This window comes from Pseudoalteromonas citrea (assembly GCF_000238375.3).
Taxonomy (GTDB): Bacteria; Pseudomonadota; Gammaproteobacteria; order Enterobacterales; family Alteromonadaceae; genus Pseudoalteromonas; species Pseudoalteromonas citrea.
Window position 1 is genome coordinate 813,768 of sequence record NZ_AHBZ03000014.1, and the last position, 18,771, is coordinate 832,538.

The 18,771-nt window shown below is 40.9% G+C and carries 18 protein-coding genes; 6 read left to right on the forward strand and 12 right to left on the reverse strand.

What is annotated here, in order from left to right; all coding sequences use genetic code 11:
* Nucleotides 1-55: 55 nt before the first annotated feature.
* The gene (locus tag PCIT_RS06925; protein WP_010363550.1) at nt 56-1,582 is read left to right on the forward strand and encodes a DUF3369 domain-containing protein; all 1,527 of its coding nucleotides are present in this window, start codon (nt 56-58) and stop codon (nt 1,580-1,582) included.
* Nucleotides 1,583-1,692: 110 nt separating this feature from the next.
* Nucleotides 1,693-2,589: a LysR family transcriptional regulator gene (locus PCIT_RS06930; RefSeq protein WP_010363549.1), complete on the forward strand. Its 897-nt coding sequence runs from the start codon at nt 1,693-1,695 to the stop codon at nt 2,587-2,589.
* Between the two features lie 188 nt (nt 2,590-2,777).
* On the opposite strand, the gene ubiA is transcribed toward PCIT_RS06930, so the two are convergent.
* Together ubiA and PCIT_RS06940 are read right to left on the reverse strand one after the other, a co-directional pair.
* On the reverse strand, nt 2,778-3,650 hold the full coding sequence (gene ubiA, locus PCIT_RS06935; protein WP_010363547.1) for a 4-hydroxybenzoate octaprenyltransferase: 873 nt from the start codon (nt 3,648-3,650) through the stop codon (nt 2,778-2,780).
* Nucleotides 3,631-4,182: a chorismate--pyruvate lyase family protein gene (locus PCIT_RS06940; protein ID WP_162144417.1), complete on the reverse strand. Its 552-nt coding sequence runs from the start codon at nt 4,180-4,182 to the stop codon at nt 3,631-3,633. Before PCIT_RS06940 ends, ubiA begins: the two co-directional genes overlap by 20 nt.
* A gap of 174 nt (nt 4,183-4,356) precedes the next feature.
* On the opposite strand from PCIT_RS06940, the gene PCIT_RS06945 reads away from it, so the two are divergent.
* The gene (locus PCIT_RS06945) at nt 4,357-4,752 is read left to right on the forward strand and encodes a flagellar basal body-associated protein FliL (RefSeq protein WP_010363543.1); all 396 of its coding nucleotides are present in this window, start codon (nt 4,357-4,359) and stop codon (nt 4,750-4,752) included.
* 4 nt (nt 4,753-4,756) lie between these two features.
* On the opposite strand, the gene glpG is transcribed toward PCIT_RS06945, so the two are convergent.
* From glpG to PCIT_RS06975, 6 genes are all read right to left on the reverse strand, one after another.
* On the reverse strand, nt 4,757-5,572 hold the full coding sequence (glpG, locus tag PCIT_RS06950; protein ID WP_010363542.1) for a rhomboid family intramembrane serine protease GlpG: 816 nt from the start codon (nt 5,570-5,572) through the stop codon (nt 4,757-4,759).
* The gene (gene glpE, locus PCIT_RS06955) at nt 5,569-5,886 is read right to left on the reverse strand and encodes a thiosulfate sulfurtransferase GlpE (RefSeq protein ID WP_010363540.1); all 318 of its coding nucleotides are present in this window, start codon (nt 5,884-5,886) and stop codon (nt 5,569-5,571) included. The genes glpG and glpE overlap by 4 nt, the downstream gene beginning before the upstream one ends.
* 70 nt (nt 5,887-5,956) lie before the next feature.
* Complete coding sequence (gene tdh / locus PCIT_RS06960) at nt 5,957-6,982, reverse strand: L-threonine 3-dehydrogenase (RefSeq protein ID WP_010363537.1); 1,026 nt, start codon at nt 6,980-6,982, stop codon at nt 5,957-5,959.
* A gap of 44 nt (nt 6,983-7,026) precedes the next feature.
* Nucleotides 7,027-8,223, reverse strand: a complete 1,197-nt coding sequence (locus tag PCIT_RS06965) for a glycine C-acetyltransferase (protein WP_010363535.1) — start codon at nt 8,221-8,223, stop codon at nt 7,027-7,029.
* Nucleotides 8,224-8,380: 157 nt separating this feature from the next.
* Nucleotides 8,381-8,938 carry a D-glycero-beta-D-manno-heptose 1,7-bisphosphate 7-phosphatase gene (gmhB, locus tag PCIT_RS06970; protein WP_040697669.1) on the reverse strand — a complete coding sequence of 186 codons (558 nt, stop codon included), beginning with the start codon at nt 8,936-8,938 and terminating at the stop codon, nt 8,381-8,383.
* Nucleotides 8,939-8,945: 7 nt separating this feature from the next.
* Nucleotides 8,946-9,995 (reverse strand): glycosyltransferase family 9 protein, encoded by a 1,050-nt coding sequence (locus PCIT_RS06975; RefSeq protein ID WP_040697637.1) that lies wholly within the window; start codon nt 9,993-9,995, stop codon nt 8,946-8,948.
* Nucleotides 9,996-10,113: 118 nt separating this feature from the next.
* Between PCIT_RS06975 and PCIT_RS06980 the strand changes: the two genes are divergently transcribed.
* Nucleotides 10,114-10,848, forward strand: coding sequence for a 3-deoxy-D-manno-octulosonic acid kinase (locus PCIT_RS06980; RefSeq protein ID WP_010363529.1), 735 nt, complete (start codon nt 10,114-10,116; stop codon nt 10,846-10,848).
* A gap of 6 nt (nt 10,849-10,854) precedes the next feature.
* Here PCIT_RS06980 and hldE read toward each other — a convergent pair whose 3' ends face one another.
* Genes hldE through PCIT_RS06995 form a run of 3 tightly spaced genes read right to left on the reverse strand, consistent with a single transcriptional unit; the run spans nt 10,855 to nt 14,397 of the window.
* A complete protein-coding gene (gene hldE / locus PCIT_RS06985) occupies nt 10,855-12,300 on the reverse strand; it encodes a bifunctional D-glycero-beta-D-manno-heptose-7-phosphate kinase/D-glycero-beta-D-manno-heptose 1-phosphate adenylyltransferase HldE (protein ID WP_010363527.1) in 1,446 nt (481 codons plus the stop codon).
* Nucleotides 12,300-12,890 carry a D-sedoheptulose-7-phosphate isomerase gene (locus tag PCIT_RS06990; RefSeq protein ID WP_010363525.1) on the reverse strand — a complete coding sequence of 197 codons (591 nt, stop codon included), beginning with the start codon at nt 12,888-12,890 and terminating at the stop codon, nt 12,300-12,302. Before PCIT_RS06990 ends, hldE begins: the two co-directional genes overlap by 1 nt.
* Before the next feature lie 55 nt (nt 12,891-12,945).
* Nucleotides 12,946-14,397, reverse strand: coding sequence for a capsule assembly Wzi family protein (locus tag PCIT_RS06995; RefSeq protein WP_010363523.1), 1,452 nt, complete (start codon nt 14,395-14,397; stop codon nt 12,946-12,948).
* Between the two features lie 149 nt (nt 14,398-14,546).
* Here PCIT_RS06995 and waaA point away from each other — a divergent pair, with 149 nt between their 5' ends.
* Together waaA and PCIT_RS07005 are read left to right on the forward strand one after the other, a co-directional pair.
* Nucleotides 14,547-15,821, forward strand: coding sequence for a lipid IV(A) 3-deoxy-D-manno-octulosonic acid transferase (waaA, locus tag PCIT_RS07000; RefSeq protein ID WP_010363521.1), 1,275 nt, complete (start codon nt 14,547-14,549; stop codon nt 15,819-15,821).
* Nucleotides 15,818-16,360, forward strand: coding sequence for a DUF1415 domain-containing protein (locus PCIT_RS07005; RefSeq protein WP_010363519.1), 543 nt, complete (start codon nt 15,818-15,820; stop codon nt 16,358-16,360). Before waaA ends, PCIT_RS07005 begins: the two co-directional genes overlap by 4 nt.
* An 82-nt stretch (nt 16,361-16,442) precedes the next feature.
* Here the strand turns inward: PCIT_RS07005 and PCIT_RS07010 are convergent, their stop codons facing one another.
* Nucleotides 16,443-18,542 carry a TonB-dependent receptor plug domain-containing protein gene (locus tag PCIT_RS07010; protein ID WP_010363517.1) on the reverse strand — a complete coding sequence of 700 codons (2,100 nt, stop codon included), beginning with the start codon at nt 18,540-18,542 and terminating at the stop codon, nt 16,443-16,445.
* Nucleotides 18,543-18,771: the final 229 nt, after the last annotated feature.

Here is an 18,771-nt window from a genome sequence, read left to right on the forward strand (position 1 = left end):
CAGCCTTTTTTCATGACTATACTTATAATGAGAGTAGTCAGAAAAAGGCCCACGAGTGAATAGTTTTCTTTTTTCTAATGAAGCACTAGACGAACCAAATACCGAAGAGCAATATGCTGACTTTTGGGATATTCTGGTTGTTGATGATGAAGAAGATATTCATCAAGTTACTAAGTTAGTGCTCTCTGATTTTCAATTCGAGGAAAAAACGCTGCGCTTCCATCATGCTTATTCAGCACAACAAGCGATGGAAATCTTGCAAAGCGAGGATAAAATCTCCGTTGGCCTCATCGACGTAGTGATGGAAAGTAATCATGCAGGTCTTGATTTAATTAAATATATTAGAAATGATATCGCCAATCACGACATTAGGCTCATTTTAAGAACAGGCCAACCCGGCGAAGCGCCTGAAGAGTCTGTAATACGTGATTATGATATAAATGATTACAAGAATAAAACTGAGTTAACCGCCGTTAAACTCAAAACATTACTCTATTCTGCATTGCGCTCTCACCGAGATATACAAACCATAGAGCGCCATAAACAAGGTTTAGAGCGAATAATCAATGCCTCATCATCGTTCCTACAGTGTGATAGTGTGCGTGATTTTGCCTCTACAATTCTATCTCATGTATCGGATGTACTCGGCCTTAAAGATAATGACATTTACTGTGCAGCGGCGGTCAATAATCAAAAAGATGCAGCGACTCAGTTTAAGTTACTGGCAGCCTCAGGAGAAGGCATTGAACCTAGCTCTAATGTTATTCCTAATAGTGTTAAAAACCTTTTTATTGAGTCGCATAATCGTAAAACCTCCTGTAAAACGCATCATGAGTACATTGGTTATTTTCCATCTCGGTGTGGTGGTGAAACCATGCTATACGTCAGTAAAGAGTCGGCATTGCAACACACTGATTATCAGCTGTTAGAGTTTTTCTCAAATAATATTGCGCTTGCATATGACAATTTAAAACTAAGAGAAACCGTAAAAGAGTCGCAAAAAGAGTTATCGTACATACTTGGAGAGGCTGTTGAGAAACGTTCAAAAGAAACGGGGTCGCATGTTAGACGGGTTGCTCATTACAGCATGCTACTTGCTCAATTATACGGATTAAGTGATTATCAATCAGAAATCATAAAGTTAGCCTCACCTTTACACGATATAGGAAAAATAAGCATTCCAGACAATATATTGAACAAACCAGCGAAACTCACCGCAGATGAGTGGCAAATTATGCAAACTCATGCTCAAATCGGACATGAAATTTTACAAAATTCTGCCAATGAAATTTTACAATGTGGTGCTACAATTGCTCATCAGCATCACGAAAAGTGGGATGGTAGTGGTTATCCGCAAGGATTAACAGGCGAAAGTATTAACATTGTTGGAAGAATAACCGCACTAGCAGATGTATTTGATGCATTAGGCAGCGACCGGTGTTACAAAAAGGCTTGGCCTTTAGAAAAAGTATTAACATTGATACAATCTGAAAAAGCGAAACAGTTTGATCCTAAGCTTGTAGACTTATTTATGCAAAATATTGACCAGTTTATTGCGATAAGAGACAGTTATCCTGATTGATTTTTGTAAGCAAAATGTAAAAATTTCACTTTAAATTTTCCTGTATTTGTATTAGTATTAGGGAAAATCACACAAATTCTGTGTATTGATGAAATTAAAAGGAATTTCGAATGAGATTTGAACAACTAGAACAGTTTGTTGCGCTGGGTAGTCTGCGTCATTTTAGACAAGCGGCTGAACAAACTAAAATCAGTACCTCGGCACTGACCCGCAGCATCCAAACATTAGAAGATGAAATTGGATGTGAATTAGTTAAGCGCTCAACTCGCTCAGTAAAGTTAACAGAGCAAGGCGAGCTGTTTCTTAATTACTGTAAAGCTACTCTTTCGGAGTTAGAACTTACGAAGAAAACAATTAAGCAAAGCTTATTCGGTAGAGACCAGCACAAATTAGTGATCGGGTATACCAACAAAGCAAGCGCAATTGTACCTATGTCATGTGGTAAATTTTTAGCTGACTATCCAAATGTAAAAGTAGAAATGCAATTGCAAGACGAAAATGAGCTAACGAGAAAGTTGCAACTTGGTGAAATTGATATTAGCGTCTATCTGCAAAGCGCCAGTAATATTATGAGCGATATACATTTACCAGACCAGCTTATTTTATTTGTATCAAAACACCACCCACTTGCTAGCAAAGATAGCTTAAGGCGGTCTGAATTGTCTGAGTTTCCTATGTATGGCTGTTTCTCGCAACTGAAACAAGTACAGACCATGCTAAATGAAGCTGTAGAGGGGCTTAATAAATCCACCAGCATGAAAATTGGCAATATTGACCAAGTGATTGACGGGCTTAAAAACTCTAACCACTTTGCAATTGCCAGTATCGAACATTCTAAAACGATTGCACAAGACCCAAACCTAGTTCTCTTAAAAACAAATAAAGACGTTGATCACGAGCAACTAGTCGTGCAAACAAATCACCATGTAAATGGTGATAGTCATATCAAGCATTTACTAGAGCTAATAGAACAAACAGCACAAGCCCAATCTTGTGCTACTCAGTAATAGTCACCTATGAACACAATAAAAGCCGATTAATCATCTTTTATTGTGTTCACTCATAAGTAATGCATCCACTCACTCTTAATTTTAATCATTATTACAATGAATTCACGATGATATGTGAGTGATTCTCAACCTAAAGGGAGTTTATTCGTACCAAACGGATAAATAGCCGTTAAATTTTAACGATGCTACAGCGCCATTGATATCGCTAAACCCAAAAAAATAACCATACCTACATAATTATTATTCAAGAATGCTTTAAAACACTGAGTTCTGTCACGATTTATAATGTTTTTCTGTTGATTAATCAATAAAGCAGTAGCGCAAAATAGCCCTAGCCAATAGACTAAACCTAGCTCTAATACATATCCAATATATGACATTATTCCAATAAACGACATATTAAAAACAGCGACCCAATGTCTATCTCGCTGACCAAATAATATCGCTGTTGACTTCACTCCTATTTTTAAATCGTCTTCTCTATCCACCATTGCGTACATAGTGTCGTAAGCTACTGTCCAAAGTAAATTGGCGAGGAATAATAGCCAAGCTAGTAATGGTACCGATTCATTGCTAGCCATAAATGCCATAGGAATTGAACAACTGTAAGCAGCACCCAGGACAACTTGAGGTAAATGGGTATAACGTTTCATAAACGGGTAGCAAGCCGCGAGTGCTAAGGCGAGAAGCGATAACAAAACGGTACTAACATTTAGCTGAACGACAAGCATAAAGGCAATACCTATGAGGCAGACAAAGAGCGTTAACGCTTCACCAGGCTTAACGGCTTTGCGTGCAAGAGGCCTCTGTGATGTTCGTTGCACTGCGCCATCTACTTTGCGGTCCGCATAGTCATTAATAACACAGCCAGCACTGCGCATAATAAAGACGCCTAAGCTAAATATAATAATCAACTGTAAAGGTGGTAGCCCACTATTTGCTATCCATAAAGCACACAATGTCGGCCAGAGTAACAATAATGTACCGATGGGCTTATCTAAGCGCATTAACTGACTATACTCTGATAGATTAGTTACTCTAAGTGCATTGAGCTGCATCAGTTTCTCCGGGTAGAAATACTTCACATACCATTACCTGCGCATGGTGCTTGGTGAATGTTCTGCGCCTTGCATAAAGTGATTGTTGAGCTTGCCCATAATCCCGTATCAAGGATGATATAAATGTATGTTGACTATCAAAGTTGCAAACTTCGAGTGCAGATCGCACCCAACTATTGTCACTAAAAAGTACTTCACCTAAGGGCGTCTCACCTAGGTCTCCAACTTCACTTTGATAGGCAGCTTCCGTGATCCAGCTTTGTGCATACACAGTGGCAATATCATCACAATAGAGTAAAACTTCACGACATAAAACTCGTTGTCTTTCACTCTCAAATACCTCTGCATGGCTTGGACTTGTAGTAAGCCACTTTTCTGATAATAACTTGACTCGAAAATGTTCACACTGTGCCTTTAGCAAAGATGTTAAAGATCCTTGATCAAACAGCAACGCTGCAACTTCCGTTGATGGACAGTCGAATTTTTTAGCGCTCTGCCAACAAAAATCGATAGAAAATGGATGTTCAAACACAATAAATAAAGCCCTCATATACGACGGGCGATATCATACCACCGAGCGCTGTAGCCACAAAGTAGCTTGTATTTATAGTTCTAAATTTACAGGTTATCTGTAAATTTCTCTCAAATAAGTATACACTTACACCTTGCAAATTGATTGGTCAAACCTCTAGGATTTAGAATCATAATGAAGATACATGCTTATTTAACTTTAGCGCTGATACTGTTGTTCAGTAGTATAAATGTTAAAGCCGAATCCACTATCGGGTATTTTGGTTTTGAACCTGACATCATTACGAACTATATTGGTCAATCCAATAAAAAGCTGGGTTATGTAAGAGTGACTGTTGACTTGATGCTGAATGATGTATCAAACATCGCCATCGTTGAGCATCATACGCCCCTGCTACGAGATGCAATAGTGCAAATACTCAGTAAAGAACCCGAAGAAACGATTAAATCTCTGACGGGTCGTGAAGAAATTCGTATGCGCTGTGCTGAAAAGCTAAAAGGCCTACTGAATGATGAAACAGGCCAAGAAATTGTCAGAGAAGTGCTGTTTACTAAATACCTTTATCACTAACCACCTATTTAGAACGCCTCAGGTTTATCACTAAAGCGAGTAGCATGCCGGTTAATAAGCCAAATAAATGCGCCCAATTAGCCATACTGATAAAGAAAATCTCGGTAAAACCAAATATCATCCACAACAGCATGAAACCCACTATTGGCTTTTCCACTAGCGGCTCTTGCTCGGTATTTTTTGCACTATATATCCATGCGTAACCTAGCAGCGCATAAACCACACCGCCCAGTCCCCCGAATCTTTGGTCTACGAAAAGGTACTGAGCCCAATTGCTAATTAAACTACTTGTTAAAAAAATAACAATAAGCTGCTTAGCCCCAACTCGGTTAATAATTCTACTGCCTAAATGCAGCCACCAGCCTAAATTAAAAATAAGGTGCAATGCGCTAAAGTGCATCAAAGCGGGTGTTATCCACGTTAGTGGCGATGATGGGTCAAACTGTAACAACTTATAAACCACAGGCTCTTCGGTAATAAATAAGCTGGCAAAAATAATCAGTGTGACAACAAACACTGACTTTAAAAAGCAATGCAGCTGATGAAACCGCTTCGCTAAATTCAACGCACTGCCTTTATATAAAAACTGCGTGTCTGTGTCCCCTGTATGCCATGATGCGGTTAGGTATTTTTCATCATAGGGGTTTTCTACAAAATCATTCCAAAGCGGAATTATATTCTGTTCATCTAATTCCGGTACCCACACTTCTACGTGTCTGCCATCAATACTCTTTAAAACAGCATTAACCCCTTGGCTCTTAAAGTAATCAGCTGCGCCCTGCACGGCACGTGGGTTATCTGAGGTACCGACTAAAATCACTTTGCAACAACATCCGGTAGTTCAGTAGCCCACTGTGTAAAGCCACCATCCATGCTATATACGTCCTCAAAGCCTTGCTCTATCAGATAATTAGCAGCACCTTGAGAGCTTACACCGTGATAACACACGATAATTATTGGTTGCTCAAACTCTTTCTCTTGCATAAAGTGACCAATATTACCGTTTGATAAATGTTCAGACCCTGGAATGTGGCCACTTTCATAGCTATTCGGGTCTCGGATATCTGCAATAACGACATCATCGCGATTAAGCATTTCATGAGTTTGGGCAACTGAAATATGTTTACATGGCATAAATTTACTTCTCTAAAAATTAAAAAGACGACCGAAGCCGTCTATTACTAAACACTGCAGTCTATATATATTAGGTCCAGTTTAAAATAACTTTACCTGACTGACCAGAGATCATAGTGTCAAAACCAGTTTGAAACTCATCAATATGGAATTGGTGAGTAATTATCGGGTTCAAGTCTAAGCCGGATTGAATAAGACTTGCCATCTTATACCAAGTTTCAAACATTTCTCGACCATAAATGCCTTTAATCACCAAACCTTTAAAAATAACTTGATTCCAATCTACCGCCATATCCGATGGTGGGATCCCAAGCATGGCAATTTTACCGCCATGGTTCATGTTATTAAGCATGCCATTAAAAGCAACAGGCACACCTGACATTTCTAAACCAATATCAAAGCCTTCAGTCATCCCAAGTTCTGACATCACATCTTCAAGCTTTTCTGACGATACATTTACTGCGCGTGTTGCACCCATCTTTCTCGCCAAATCTAAGCGGTACTCGTTAACATCAGTGATCACAACATGACGTGCGCCAACATGTTTGGCAACGGCAGCAGCCATAATACCTATTGGGCCAGCACCAGTGATCAGTACATCTTCGCCAACTAAGTCAAACGATAGCGCTGTGTGAACGGCATTGCCAAAAGGGTCAAAGATAGAAGCAAGCTCATCAGAAATATTGTCAGGGATTTTAAATGCATTAAATGCAGGGATCACTAAATATTCCGCAAAAGAGCCTTCTCTGTTAACACCAACACCTGTGGTATTGCGACATAAATGTACACGACCCGCACGACAGTTACGACAGTGTCCGCAGGTGATGTGGCCTTCACCTGATACGCGGTCACCAATGTTGAAGCCGCGAACTTCTTGGCCCATCTCAACCACTTCGCCAACATATTCATGGCCAACGACCATAGGAGTTGGAATGGTATTTTGCGCCCATTCATCCCATTTATAAATATGTACATCAGTCCCACATATCGCGGTCTTGCGAATTTTGATCAGCAGATCATTATGACCCATCTCCGGTTTTGGAGCATCGGTCATCCAGATCCCTGGTTCTGCTTTTAACTTAGATAACGCTTTCATACTTTTCGCTCATAATAGAGGAGGCAAATGCCTCCTCTATTAATTTAGATTATTTCTAATTCTTTACCAATACGAATAAACGCACTGATCGCCGTGTCCAGTTGCGCTTTAGTATGCGCAGCAGAAATTTGGGTTCGAATACGTGCCTGACCTTTTGGTACGACTGGGAATGAAAAACCAGTAACGTAAATCCCTTCGCTTAGTAGTTTATCAGCCATCGCCGCGGCAACTTTTGCATCACCTAACATCACAGGTATAATCGCATGGTCTTTACCTGCACAGGTGAAACCTGCCGCTTCCATTTGCTCACGGAAATAGGCAGCATTGCTCCACAGCGTATCACGCAAAGCTTTGCCATCTTTAAGCATATCAAGCACCGCAATAGATGCAGTTACAATTGAAGGAGCAAGTGAATTAGAGAATAGATATGGACGAGAGCGCTGACGTAACCAATCAACCACTTCTTTTTTACCCGACGTATAACCACCAGATGCGCCACCTAGCGCTTTACCTAACGTACCGGTGATAATGTCAACCCGGTCTAATACACCGCAATATTCAGGCGTACCACGACCATTTTCACCAACAAATCCTACCGCGTGAGAGTCATCAACCATGACTAAGGCATCATATTTATCAGCCAAATCACATACTGCTTCTAAATTACAAATCACGCCATCCATTGAGAATACGCCATCAGTTGCGATCAGTTTGGTTTTTGCTCCAGCTTCAGTAGCAGCAATCAGTTGCTCTTCCAATGCAGCCATATCATTGTTTGCATAACGGAAACGCTTAGCTTTACATAAACGCACACCATCAATGATAGATGCATGATTTAATGCATCAGAGATAATAGCATCGTCAGGCCCTAAAATTGTTTCAAATAGCCCTGTATTCGCATCAAAACAAGATGAATATAAAATAGTATCTTCGGTTTGCAAAAACTCACTAATTTTGGCTTCCAACGTTTTATGGATATCTTGCGTACCACAAATAAAACGTACAGACGCCACCCCAAAACCATGGGCATCAAGGCCTTGTTTCGCAGCTTCTATCAAGCTTGGACTATTGGCTAAACCCAAGTAGTTATTTGCACAAAAATTTATCACTGAACTGCCAGAAGATACCGCGATTTCAGCTTGCTGAGAAGATGTGATCACTCGCTCATTTTTGTATAAACCTTCAGCTTTAACTTCTTCAAGTTGCTGCTCTAACTGGCTATAAAAGGCCGATGCTCTCATTTAGAGTCTCCATTGGTTGCACGGGTCACTCACAATCTATCAACTTGGTCTTCGTTAAATTCATTGTGAGTGATATCAAATAGAATTGTATTGTAAAAGTTTCGGGCCGCAATTGCACTAATTGTGATTATTGACTAACCCTGAGTAAAGTAAATGCTTATGAAATAGAAGACAGAATCTTTGGTACGTTTTTTAGCGATGAACAAACAAAATCAGCACACTCCATTGTTTTATCATCAAACGCCTGACCTGATTCGACTAGAATTGCCGTGTTGACTCCCGCTGCACGGGCAGCTTGAATATCAGATACTTTATCACCGACCATCACGCTTTGAGTAACATCAATATCGAACTCTTTTATCGCTTGCATTAACATGCCTGGTTGAGGTTTTCGACACGTGCATTCCATTAAATATTCAGGTAAAGCATTTTTTGGATGATGAGGACAAAAATATACCTTAGCAATAGCAACACCATAGCGCGTAAACTCTTGGCACATCCACTCGCTTAAAGCATGAAATTGCGCTTCATTGTAATAGCCACGACCAATGCCTGATTGATTTGTGACAACCACAATCAAATACCCTTGTTCAGTAAAATATTGGCATGCATCGAATACCCCTTCAATAAATTGAAAGTCTTCAATTTTATGTACGTACGCATGATCAACATTAATGACACCATCTCGATCTAAAAAAACAGCTTTTTGACTCATGGTAATTTTATAACCCTTCAGTGGTAATGACATGGTCGAACATTGTCGTAACTTCTTCGATGCTTATCTGAGACATTAACTCAGCCCCTTTCACCCGGGTACCCCATGGAAGTTGCTCTGCAGTTTTGTTTTTTTGTTTTAATAAGTTCTTGTGATACACCTCAACCACATAGTCCAAATATAAATAAGGCCCCGTTCTAGTTGGGTTAGAGTGCGCATACAAACCGATAACAGGCGTTGCGACCGTCACAGCCATATGCGCAGGCCCAGTATCAGGTGCAAGCACTAACTTTGCCTGCTTCAAAACACATAACAGCACCTTTAAATTGGTTTTACCTACCAAATTAAGCACAGGAAAAGTCGTATGCCGCAAAATGTCATCTGCCAGTGTACGCTCTAAGTCCGTTGGCCCACCCGTCAACACGACATCAAACCCTTTCGCATGTGCGTGTTCAGCTAATTTGGCGTAGCGTTCGGGTAACCAATTTCGTTCGGCTTTACTCGCAGCTGCTGCAATCACAAATACCTTACCGCATTCAGATAATAAGTCGCGTGCAGAACGCTCATCTTGTTCGGAATAAGGCATAACCCAGCTAGGCGAGCCACAGTTAACACCAATTGCTCTAGCAAAATTCTGAAACCCTTCCAATACATGAGGAGACTGCTGAGTCTCTATTTTACGATTCACAAATAAGCTGTGAAACTCTTTACTGCGGTATTTATCAAAACCAATTTTAACTTTCGCAGGAATACACCGAGCAGCTAAATTAGCACGCAGTGCTACCTGCATATGTAAAAGCACATCAAATCGGCGACCTTTAAATGCTGACTTTAATTGCTTGTAGGCTGCCGAACCTTGTTTTTTATCAAAAATGATAAACTCAACCCCCGCCAAGCCAGATAATAACATTGCTTCAACCTTACCGAGTACCCAAGTAATTTTTGCGTGGGGGTGGGCTGCTTGAATAGCTTGAACTGCAGCGACAGCATGGCAAACATCGCCGATGGCTGAGAGCCTAAGAATACAGATTGATTTATATTGAGCCGACACACATATCCCATAGGGTTAACATCAATTAGAGCCCGATTTTAAATAATTCATCGGGCTTTGCAAGTTTATAGCGAGGTAAAAAAGCGATACACTAAACCTACCTAAGTTTACTTCGTCACTTTGCATGCTAATAACTGATATTGAACAGGGCTACATCCTCACTCCTGACCACGCAAACACCGCTTTTCTTCCTGAGCACTTTGACCCGAATTACTGGCAGCAAAAAAATGCAATAGTAGGTACAAAAGAAGGTCGTGCAACCGCATGGTTTTTTCGCCATGATGACAAAATCAGTGTATTGAAACATTACTGGCGTGGTGGAATGATAGGGAAACTGTTATCTGATCAGTACTTTTACCAAGGCTTGAAAAACACCCGTGTATATAAAGAGTTTTTATTATTATGCGAACTCGAGCAGCGAGGCTTACCCGTTCCCAGTCCTGTGGCCGCAAAAGTATCTACATCTTATGGTATTTATCGTGGCGACCTAATCACCGCAGCGATTACTGGCGCCACCAGTCTATGCGAAGTACTTCAAACGAAAGATCTCTCATTCAATCAGCTCAACAAAGTTGCACAGACTATTGCTCAATTTCATAGCGTAGGCGTCTATCATGCCGATTTAAATATCAATAATATCCTCTTTGACGAGACTGGAGACGTTTATTTAATTGACTTTGACCGAGGTGAACTACGAGCCCCTGCACCTAACTGGCAAAAACAGAATATAGACAGGCTAAGGCGCTCATTTAACAAAGAGGCCGGCAAATGGCCGACCTTTTATTTTACCGATGAGAGTTGGGAACAATTTCACCTAGCTTATAAGCACGCCCTTGCGGGCCTATCAGGAGAAAAGTAGTTAAGACTACTCAGTAGCTTGTGCTTTTTTAATAATGTTCGATGTTGAACACCCATTAAGAAAATCAAGCACTTTAACCTGGCCTCCAGTACTCAAAACATGTTCAGCTCCGGCAATTTCAGAGACTTTGTAGTCTCCCCCCTTGACCAAAACATCAGGGCTTAACTGTGCAATGAGTTCTGCGGGTGTGTCACCCTGTTCTTCACTACCAAATGGGATCACCCAATCCACTGACGCAAGCGCAGATAACACCATTGCACGCTCATCTAAGGGGTTTATTGGTCTATCGGCCCCCTTTAATCGAGAGATGGACTCGTCCTTGTTCAACCCAACAACTAGCTTATCCCCCATTGCTTTTGCCTGAGCAAGATATTTGACATGACCCGCATGTAATATATCGAAGCAACCATTGGTGAACACAATGCGTTCACCATTGTTCTTGGCAAACTCTATATGCTGATGAACATCATCATAGGGCGCTTGATAATGTTCGCCATTTTTAATTAAATATTGCCCCAACTTTTGGCTTAACTCTTCAGGGGTAACCGTCGCAGCCCCTAACTTACTCACAGCAATCCCCGCTGCAATATTAGCAACTTCGACCGCGTCTTTTGCGACCATTCCAGCGCCAAGCATTGTAGTGAGTGTCGCAATAACGGTATCTCCCGCCCCGGTTACATCGCTCACCTCCCGTACTTGAGCAGGGAAGTGGTGCTTATCACTTTGAGTTATCAGTGACATGCCCTCCTCTGAGCGTGTCAGTAACATTGCATCGACACCCGCATCAGTTAAAAGCGTGCGTGCACTTGCCGTCAAGCCCTCTTCTGAATCAACTTCACCACCAGCCAGCTTAAATTCATTTAGATTAGGGGTAATAAAGTCAGCACCTTTATAGAGCGCAAAATCTGATGACTTAGGATCTACCAAGACGGTTTTCCCTGCCGCCTTTGCGACAGCTATCATATCTTGAACTGCCGATAATGCGCCTTTGTTATAATCAGAAAACAAGACATAATCATAATCACCAATAACCTGCTTTAACTTATCTAATAGCAGCCGACTGTGCGCTTGAGTAAATGTCTCTTCTAAATCTAAACGAACCACTTGTTGATGACGACTGATCACGCGCATTTTTGCTATGGTCGGGAGCCCATCCACACTGACTAACTGCGAATGGATATGTTCAGACTCTAAAATACGCTCTAGAGTTTGGCCAATATCGTCTTTTCCGATTAACCCCAGTAATCCAACCTTGCCATCAAGGTGCGCAACATTTTTGGCAACATTGGCTGCGCCACCTGCTTTGTCCTCTAAACGGCTCACTTTAACAACGGGTACTGGTGCCTCTGGCGATATACGTCCAGTATCTCCCAACCAATAACGGTCCAGCATAACATCACCAACAACTAATACGCGGGCCCTGTTTAAGTCTTGTAAGCACGCTAAATTCATTATTGCTGCTCCGCCATCAACATATCAATTGCTTCACACAACCAGTGACCAATAAACATATGCGCTTCTTGAATTCGCGCCGTTTCATCATTGCGAATAATGATCGGCAACTTTGCTATATCTTTCACTTTGCCGCCGTCTCGGCCCGTTAATGCAACCGTATACGCACCAACTTCATTAGCAGCTTGTAATGCGAGGTTAATGTTAGCGCTAGTACCAGAGGTGGTTAAACCAATTACTAAGTCTTCAGGCTTACATAATGCTTGTACTTGACGTTCAAAAACGGTGTCAAAATGATAGTCATTACTGTGCGCTGTCAAAATAGAGGTGTCCGTCGTTAATGCGATTGACGCCAAAGGGCCTCTTTCTAGTTTATATCTAACAACAAACTCCGCAGCCAAATGTTGTGCGTCTGCGGCACTACCACCATTACCAAACCAAATAACTTTACCGCCACTTGCTAAAGATTTTTGACAAGCTGCGAGCAGCTGCAGTGATTCTTCATGATAGTTCTTCATCGTATTAAAAACGTCTAAATGACGTTGTAACGAGGCCAAATAACTTTGTTCAACATGCTGATTTTGCGACATATAAATTCCTAAATTACCGCTAGTTGGGCTTTATTCTGTAAATAGTATCCGTGACTTACCAGTATACATTGACTGATAACCAAGTATAACTCTCACCAAACACATCTTTACCAACCGCCAAGGTGGTTTCAACCTGACGCTGAGATATTTTCCGACTATTACTTATTTGTAGCTCTTGAGCTACTTCATAGCTTTGGCCTTGCTGACCTAATTCATTCCAGTAATCACTCACATTGTCTATTCTCGTGTATTTGGCACGCCAAAGTGATTGAAGGCTCTCGCTATAGGTGGCTTCTAGAATATGTGCTTGAGAAGGCGCAGCATCACCAAATTGGCGCTGATCGCCTATAAAGCTTCCCACTACTGCACCATCCACTGAATTCCCATAAACAGGATAAATTTCATTCACATACCATAAGCTATGCTGATTAGAGTATTCGTAACGTAAAGTACTCTCTTTGGTCAGTTGTGGTAGATATACACCAAAGTTAGCGGCTGTGTTACCAAATTGATAGTTTTTATGGCCTTTGGTATCTTCACCACCATACTCAAAATACCACTCTGCCGGGGTAAACATGTTTGTGCGCAAAGTGCTGGTAAACGTCACCCATTGATCGCCAAGCTCTGTATCTTTACTACCAGTTAAGCCGCTATTGTCATTACCTGCAGGGTCAAAATACGCCTTAAATACATCTTTGGTCGTCACTTTTCGTGGGCCGCCACCAAATTGCATCATGCGATTCAAGCCTAACTTCCAACCAGTCACAGGTTCAAGACTAAAGTGAGTACCTGCTAACTTAGGTTTACCGCTATGCAACGTACCTTGATACAAAATTGCGTCTTCAACATGCTCACCTTCGGCGTAAAACAGTTCAAAATCAAAGTTCCACCAATTTCTCAACGGGGCTATTAAGCCCAGCGAAACGGATGGCAATGGCTTAGCGTTATTAGAATACACTTGTGCAAAGCTTTTAAATGGAGAAAACCAATGCTCTTTATACCCTAAATTAAGCTGAAAAGTGTCGCCTCCCAATGCATAAAATGTATTGTAAGCCACTAAATCACCAGCATCGACGCGATAATCAACTCCAATTTGTAACAGTGAACTGTCACTACCACGCCAAACCCCTTCTAAGGAAAGCTCAGCATATTCATCTGACGTGTTGCTTCTATCATTAGCCAGTTTAACAACTTCTCCAGAATCAGCTCTCAACTTTACACCTTGGCGAGTAATATCATCCTTACTAAAGTAAGGCTTTAGCCGTCCTCGAATGCTATTGTATAAAGGTCTATCAATCGCGCTGAGCTTACGTAGTGCCATGTTTATTTCGCTAATTCGATACGGTTTTGCCATTGGAGTTCCGTCCGTCAAGGCAAACATTTTATCAATTTGATACTCTAAAATGGCGTCTTTCCCTATGGGTAAATACGCAGTCGGTGCAGAAAAAGACTGGCTTGAGAAAAGAAACAGTGCACCAGCAAGATAATAGGTAATTTTGGACTTCATCTTTTATCATTGTTTTTTGTCAATATGGCACTATGGTAACAAAGTTATTTTGTAGGAGCACGACCCTAAAGTGTGTAAATTTGTTATTAGATTTCAATTTTTACGAGATACACAGTAAAATAGCATTTTACAATTATGATATTTAACTCATGACACGCTTTTTTTACAGCTGTTTACTTTACATTCTCAGCCCTTTAATTGTTATTTATCTTTATTTTATTAGAGGTAAGAAAAATCCAGACTATCGACAGAACTTCTCTGAACGTTTCGCCTTATCTCAAAATCACTTACCTAAAAATGCGGTCATTTTTCACTGTGCTTCAGTCGGCGAAGTACTTGCTGCAGTCCCCTTAATAACGGCATACCAGAAAAAACATCAAAACAAAAAAATTATCGTGACCTGTAATACTCCAACTGGACGTCAACAAGTCATTGATAGCTTCAAAGGGCATATACCAGTTTGCTATTTACCATTTGATTTTTGGGACTGCGCTAACCGCTTTATAAAACTTCTTAAGCCACAACAGCTTATTATTTTAGAAACCGAATTGTGGCTAAATATGATGACTACAGCCAAGCGAGCTCACTGCTCGACAATCATCATAAATGCGCGCCTTTCGCGGAAATCTTTAAGGGGTTATCAAAGAGTACCTCGACTCGCGAAGGCCATTATGGACAGCATTGACTATGTGGCAAGCCATAATCATGAAGATGTCGAGCGCTTTATTTCTTTAGGTTTACACGCTGACAGAATAACCGCTACCGGCTCAATAAAATTTGATATAAACATAGATACGGCAACACGTAAACAAGCTGAACAGTTAAAGTCTGAATTTAATCATCGACCTGTGTGGATCGCAGGGTCTAGTCACCCTAAAGAACACGAAAAACTGCTTTATGCACACCAACAGTTGCTTAAAGTATGTCCTGAAGCCCTCTTGATCATCGCACCAAGGCACCCTGAACAATTCGATGTAGTTGCCAATTTACTAACGCAACAAGCATTTACTTTTACTAAACGCAGTGAAAATTCGCCATGCACAAAACAAGTGCTTCTTGCAAATACATTAGGCGAACTAAAAATGCTCTATGGGGCGGCGGATATTGCTTATATTGGTGGTAGTCTCATCGATAGAGGTGGCCACAACCCTCTGGAGGCTGCAGCATTTAATATAGGAGTTGTTACAGGCCCTAGCACTTATAACTTTGCACACATCTATCCGGATCTGTTTTTACAGCAAGGCGCTATTTGTGTAGAGAATAAGACGGAGCTAGCCAGTCGATTGATCAGCTTGTTAGATGATCCCCACCAGCTTAAAGAGCTCGGCTCTAACGCAAGGCGCTGCCTTGACCAAAATCAGGGAGCTATCGAAAAGTCATTACAGATTTTAGAACATAATTTAATAAAAGAGACAATCTTATGAACGCGCAAATTAAAGCGATGCAGCATTGGGTGAGTGCTGTGATAGTCAAGTATAACTTTTGCCCATTTGCACGTAAGGAAGTCGAAGAAAATCGCATTCACTACAGTATATCCGAAAGTACAACACATGATGATGCTGTGATGGACATGTTAGAGCAGTGTGCTCAACTCACTTCGGATCCAGAGCGAGAAACGACATTACTCATGTTTCCAGAAGGGTTTGCATCTTTTGACGATTTTCTCGATTTAATCGATCTTGCAAACACCATGCTTCGCATTCAAAATTATGAAGGTGTATTCCAAATAGCGACATTTCACCCAGACTATGTATTTGCTGATAGTGATGACAATGACCCAGCTAATTACACCAATCGAGCGCCTTTTCCCACCCTACATTTAATTCGTGAAGCAAGCATGTCAGATGCATTAGCAACCTATGATGACCCCGAAAGTATTCCTGAAAACAATATTAAGCTTGCACACCGTAAAGGCAAAGCCTTTTGGCAACAACTGCTAAACAGCTGCCATAACCCTCAGTAAAGTAAAGTAAAAACAAAACGATACCTGAAAAAATGCCCATGTTCACTCAGTGAAACATGGGCATTGTGTTGCCATTTCTTATCTAGAAATCAATATTTATACCAATTGATGGTAAGGGCATATCAGGAAATATATAGTCTTTCTCATAATTGGAGTAATCCGCATTGTATTCAAACTCTTGAATAGAACGATTGCCGTACACGTTTAATATTTCAAAAAAGACATTCGCCTCTTGACCCCACAACTCAGTGTTATAATCAACGCGTATATCTAACCTATGGTATGCACTCAATGTGCTTTCATTAAACCCTTCGTAAATAGGTTGATATAAAACAGGCTCAGACTGCGCACCCGAGTTTGACTCATAAATAGGCGTTGACCCTGTCACTTGTGTATAACGTCGACCGCTTTGATAGCGCCATTTAGCACCGACTTGCCATTCATTACTTATATCGTAGCTGGCAACCATATTGACGACCCAAGGAAGATCAAATGCGTAATCAAATTCTTCCCCTGTAACATTGTTTGTTCTATCCGAGTGTGAATAAGCAATACTGACCCAGCCATACCACTTATCACTATAATTTTTATTAATGAGTAGCTCAGCACCATACGTCTGACCCTCACCTTCATTAAAGTAACGAGTGGTATTAGGTGCAATAACATCACCAAGTCGACTTGCTTGAGCCGCCGGGTTAGTCACAATCAGATCTTCGAGCTCTTTGTAATACAATTGTGCGCGCACAGCCCAAATTTCATCAACAACGTAATCATAACCTAGTACATATTGAGTCGACTTTTCTTGCTCTAGTTCTGGGTTACCTAAACTTTCACTGACAAATGCAAAGTCTTTAAACCCTTGGTGATGTCGGCCGACACTGAAACTCAGCTTACCTGCATCTTGTATAGGAAGTGATGCCTTAAATCGAGGCTCTAACAATGACTCATCATTGTAATCATATTTACTGCCATTAACGCCAACATTAATATCAAACTGACCAATCTCTTGACGCCACTCAACGTAGGCTGATACCTCATCAAGATCGAGTTCTTCCGATGTTGAGAATTTAGGGCTAAAGTAACTTGGCGGGCACATTTCAAAATCATCGTTACACGGGAAGTCTCGACCAGATGCGTCCATATCAACTGTTTGCAGCTGATATTCACCACCAACCATTAATACCCCCGAGTCAAAGTCATATTCTACCAAACCTTTTAAGCTCAAAATGTCGGTATCTGCCTTTAGGTTTAATATCTCCCCCTCTTTAGACATATCTTCTTTGGATAAGTGGTTTAATGCTACCTTATGGCGATACCTATCAAGCTGCCTATCCCAAATGACCCCCTGGTTGTTATAACTAAACTCATACAATTCACCACTTTCTAAATCAGGGTTTTTAGCAACATCACGACTGCCTTCATCAAACTCAGTTTCAATTTTATCGTTGGCCCCTGTCGCAACAAAAGTTAGACGGTCCTGACTATTTAAATCCCATACTAATTTAGTTTGGTAATCATTGTTTCTTGGTGGGGTTGGATAACTAAAGTCTTCATCTTCAATAAAGTTTTCAATATATAAATGCACCAACGACTCTCGAAATGATACATAGTAAGCCATATCCTCGTTGATCTGGCCTTCATGTAACAGAGAGGCTCGAATGAAGCTCAGCTCAACATTCGTATTAGACTCAGTAAAGCTTGGGTCCCGAAGCTTAGTAACTATGAGTCCCCCATTTGCATCGTTAAATTGTGCGCTCCACGCACCGGTCTCTAATGAGAAGTTTTCTATGAGTCTGGGGTTGTATGTTGATAGGCCGTCATTGTGAAATGTATACCCTACCTCTAAAAAATCGGTCTCATAGTAGTTATCCTGAGAACTTGATCCCCTAATAGCAGGTTCAGCAACAGGCCCCCCCGTGGCTGGCGGCGTTAATATTACACCCGGTAGTGCTTCAATTGCTTTTAAAGGATCATTATTCGCCCCTGGTACTTTTAAAATTTTGCTGCTCGATAGCTCTAGACCAGACCCCCTAGTTCCCAATACCTGAATTGTTTCTATTTCATTTTGTACTTTTACATCGCTCGCTTCATTAGCGTTCGCGGCCCCTACCATTGCCCCTGATATTGCAAGGGCCAACGTAGAATAAACCAAGCGATTTTGATAATTATTTCTATATGTCATGACAACACCTTAAATAGCTTAAATTGATTGTGTAAGAAAACTACGAGAATTATGGGTCTTTCAACGTATAAAAATAATATATTAAATGTGAATTTTTTGTGCAAAACCCTCTTGAACTTAAAATAAACTGCCAACCTGTAAGAAACAACAGGACAACCCGAGAGAAGCTTTCAGGTTATACATTGTTATAAAACCAAGCTCATAAAAAAACAGATTAAGGTGTAATTAC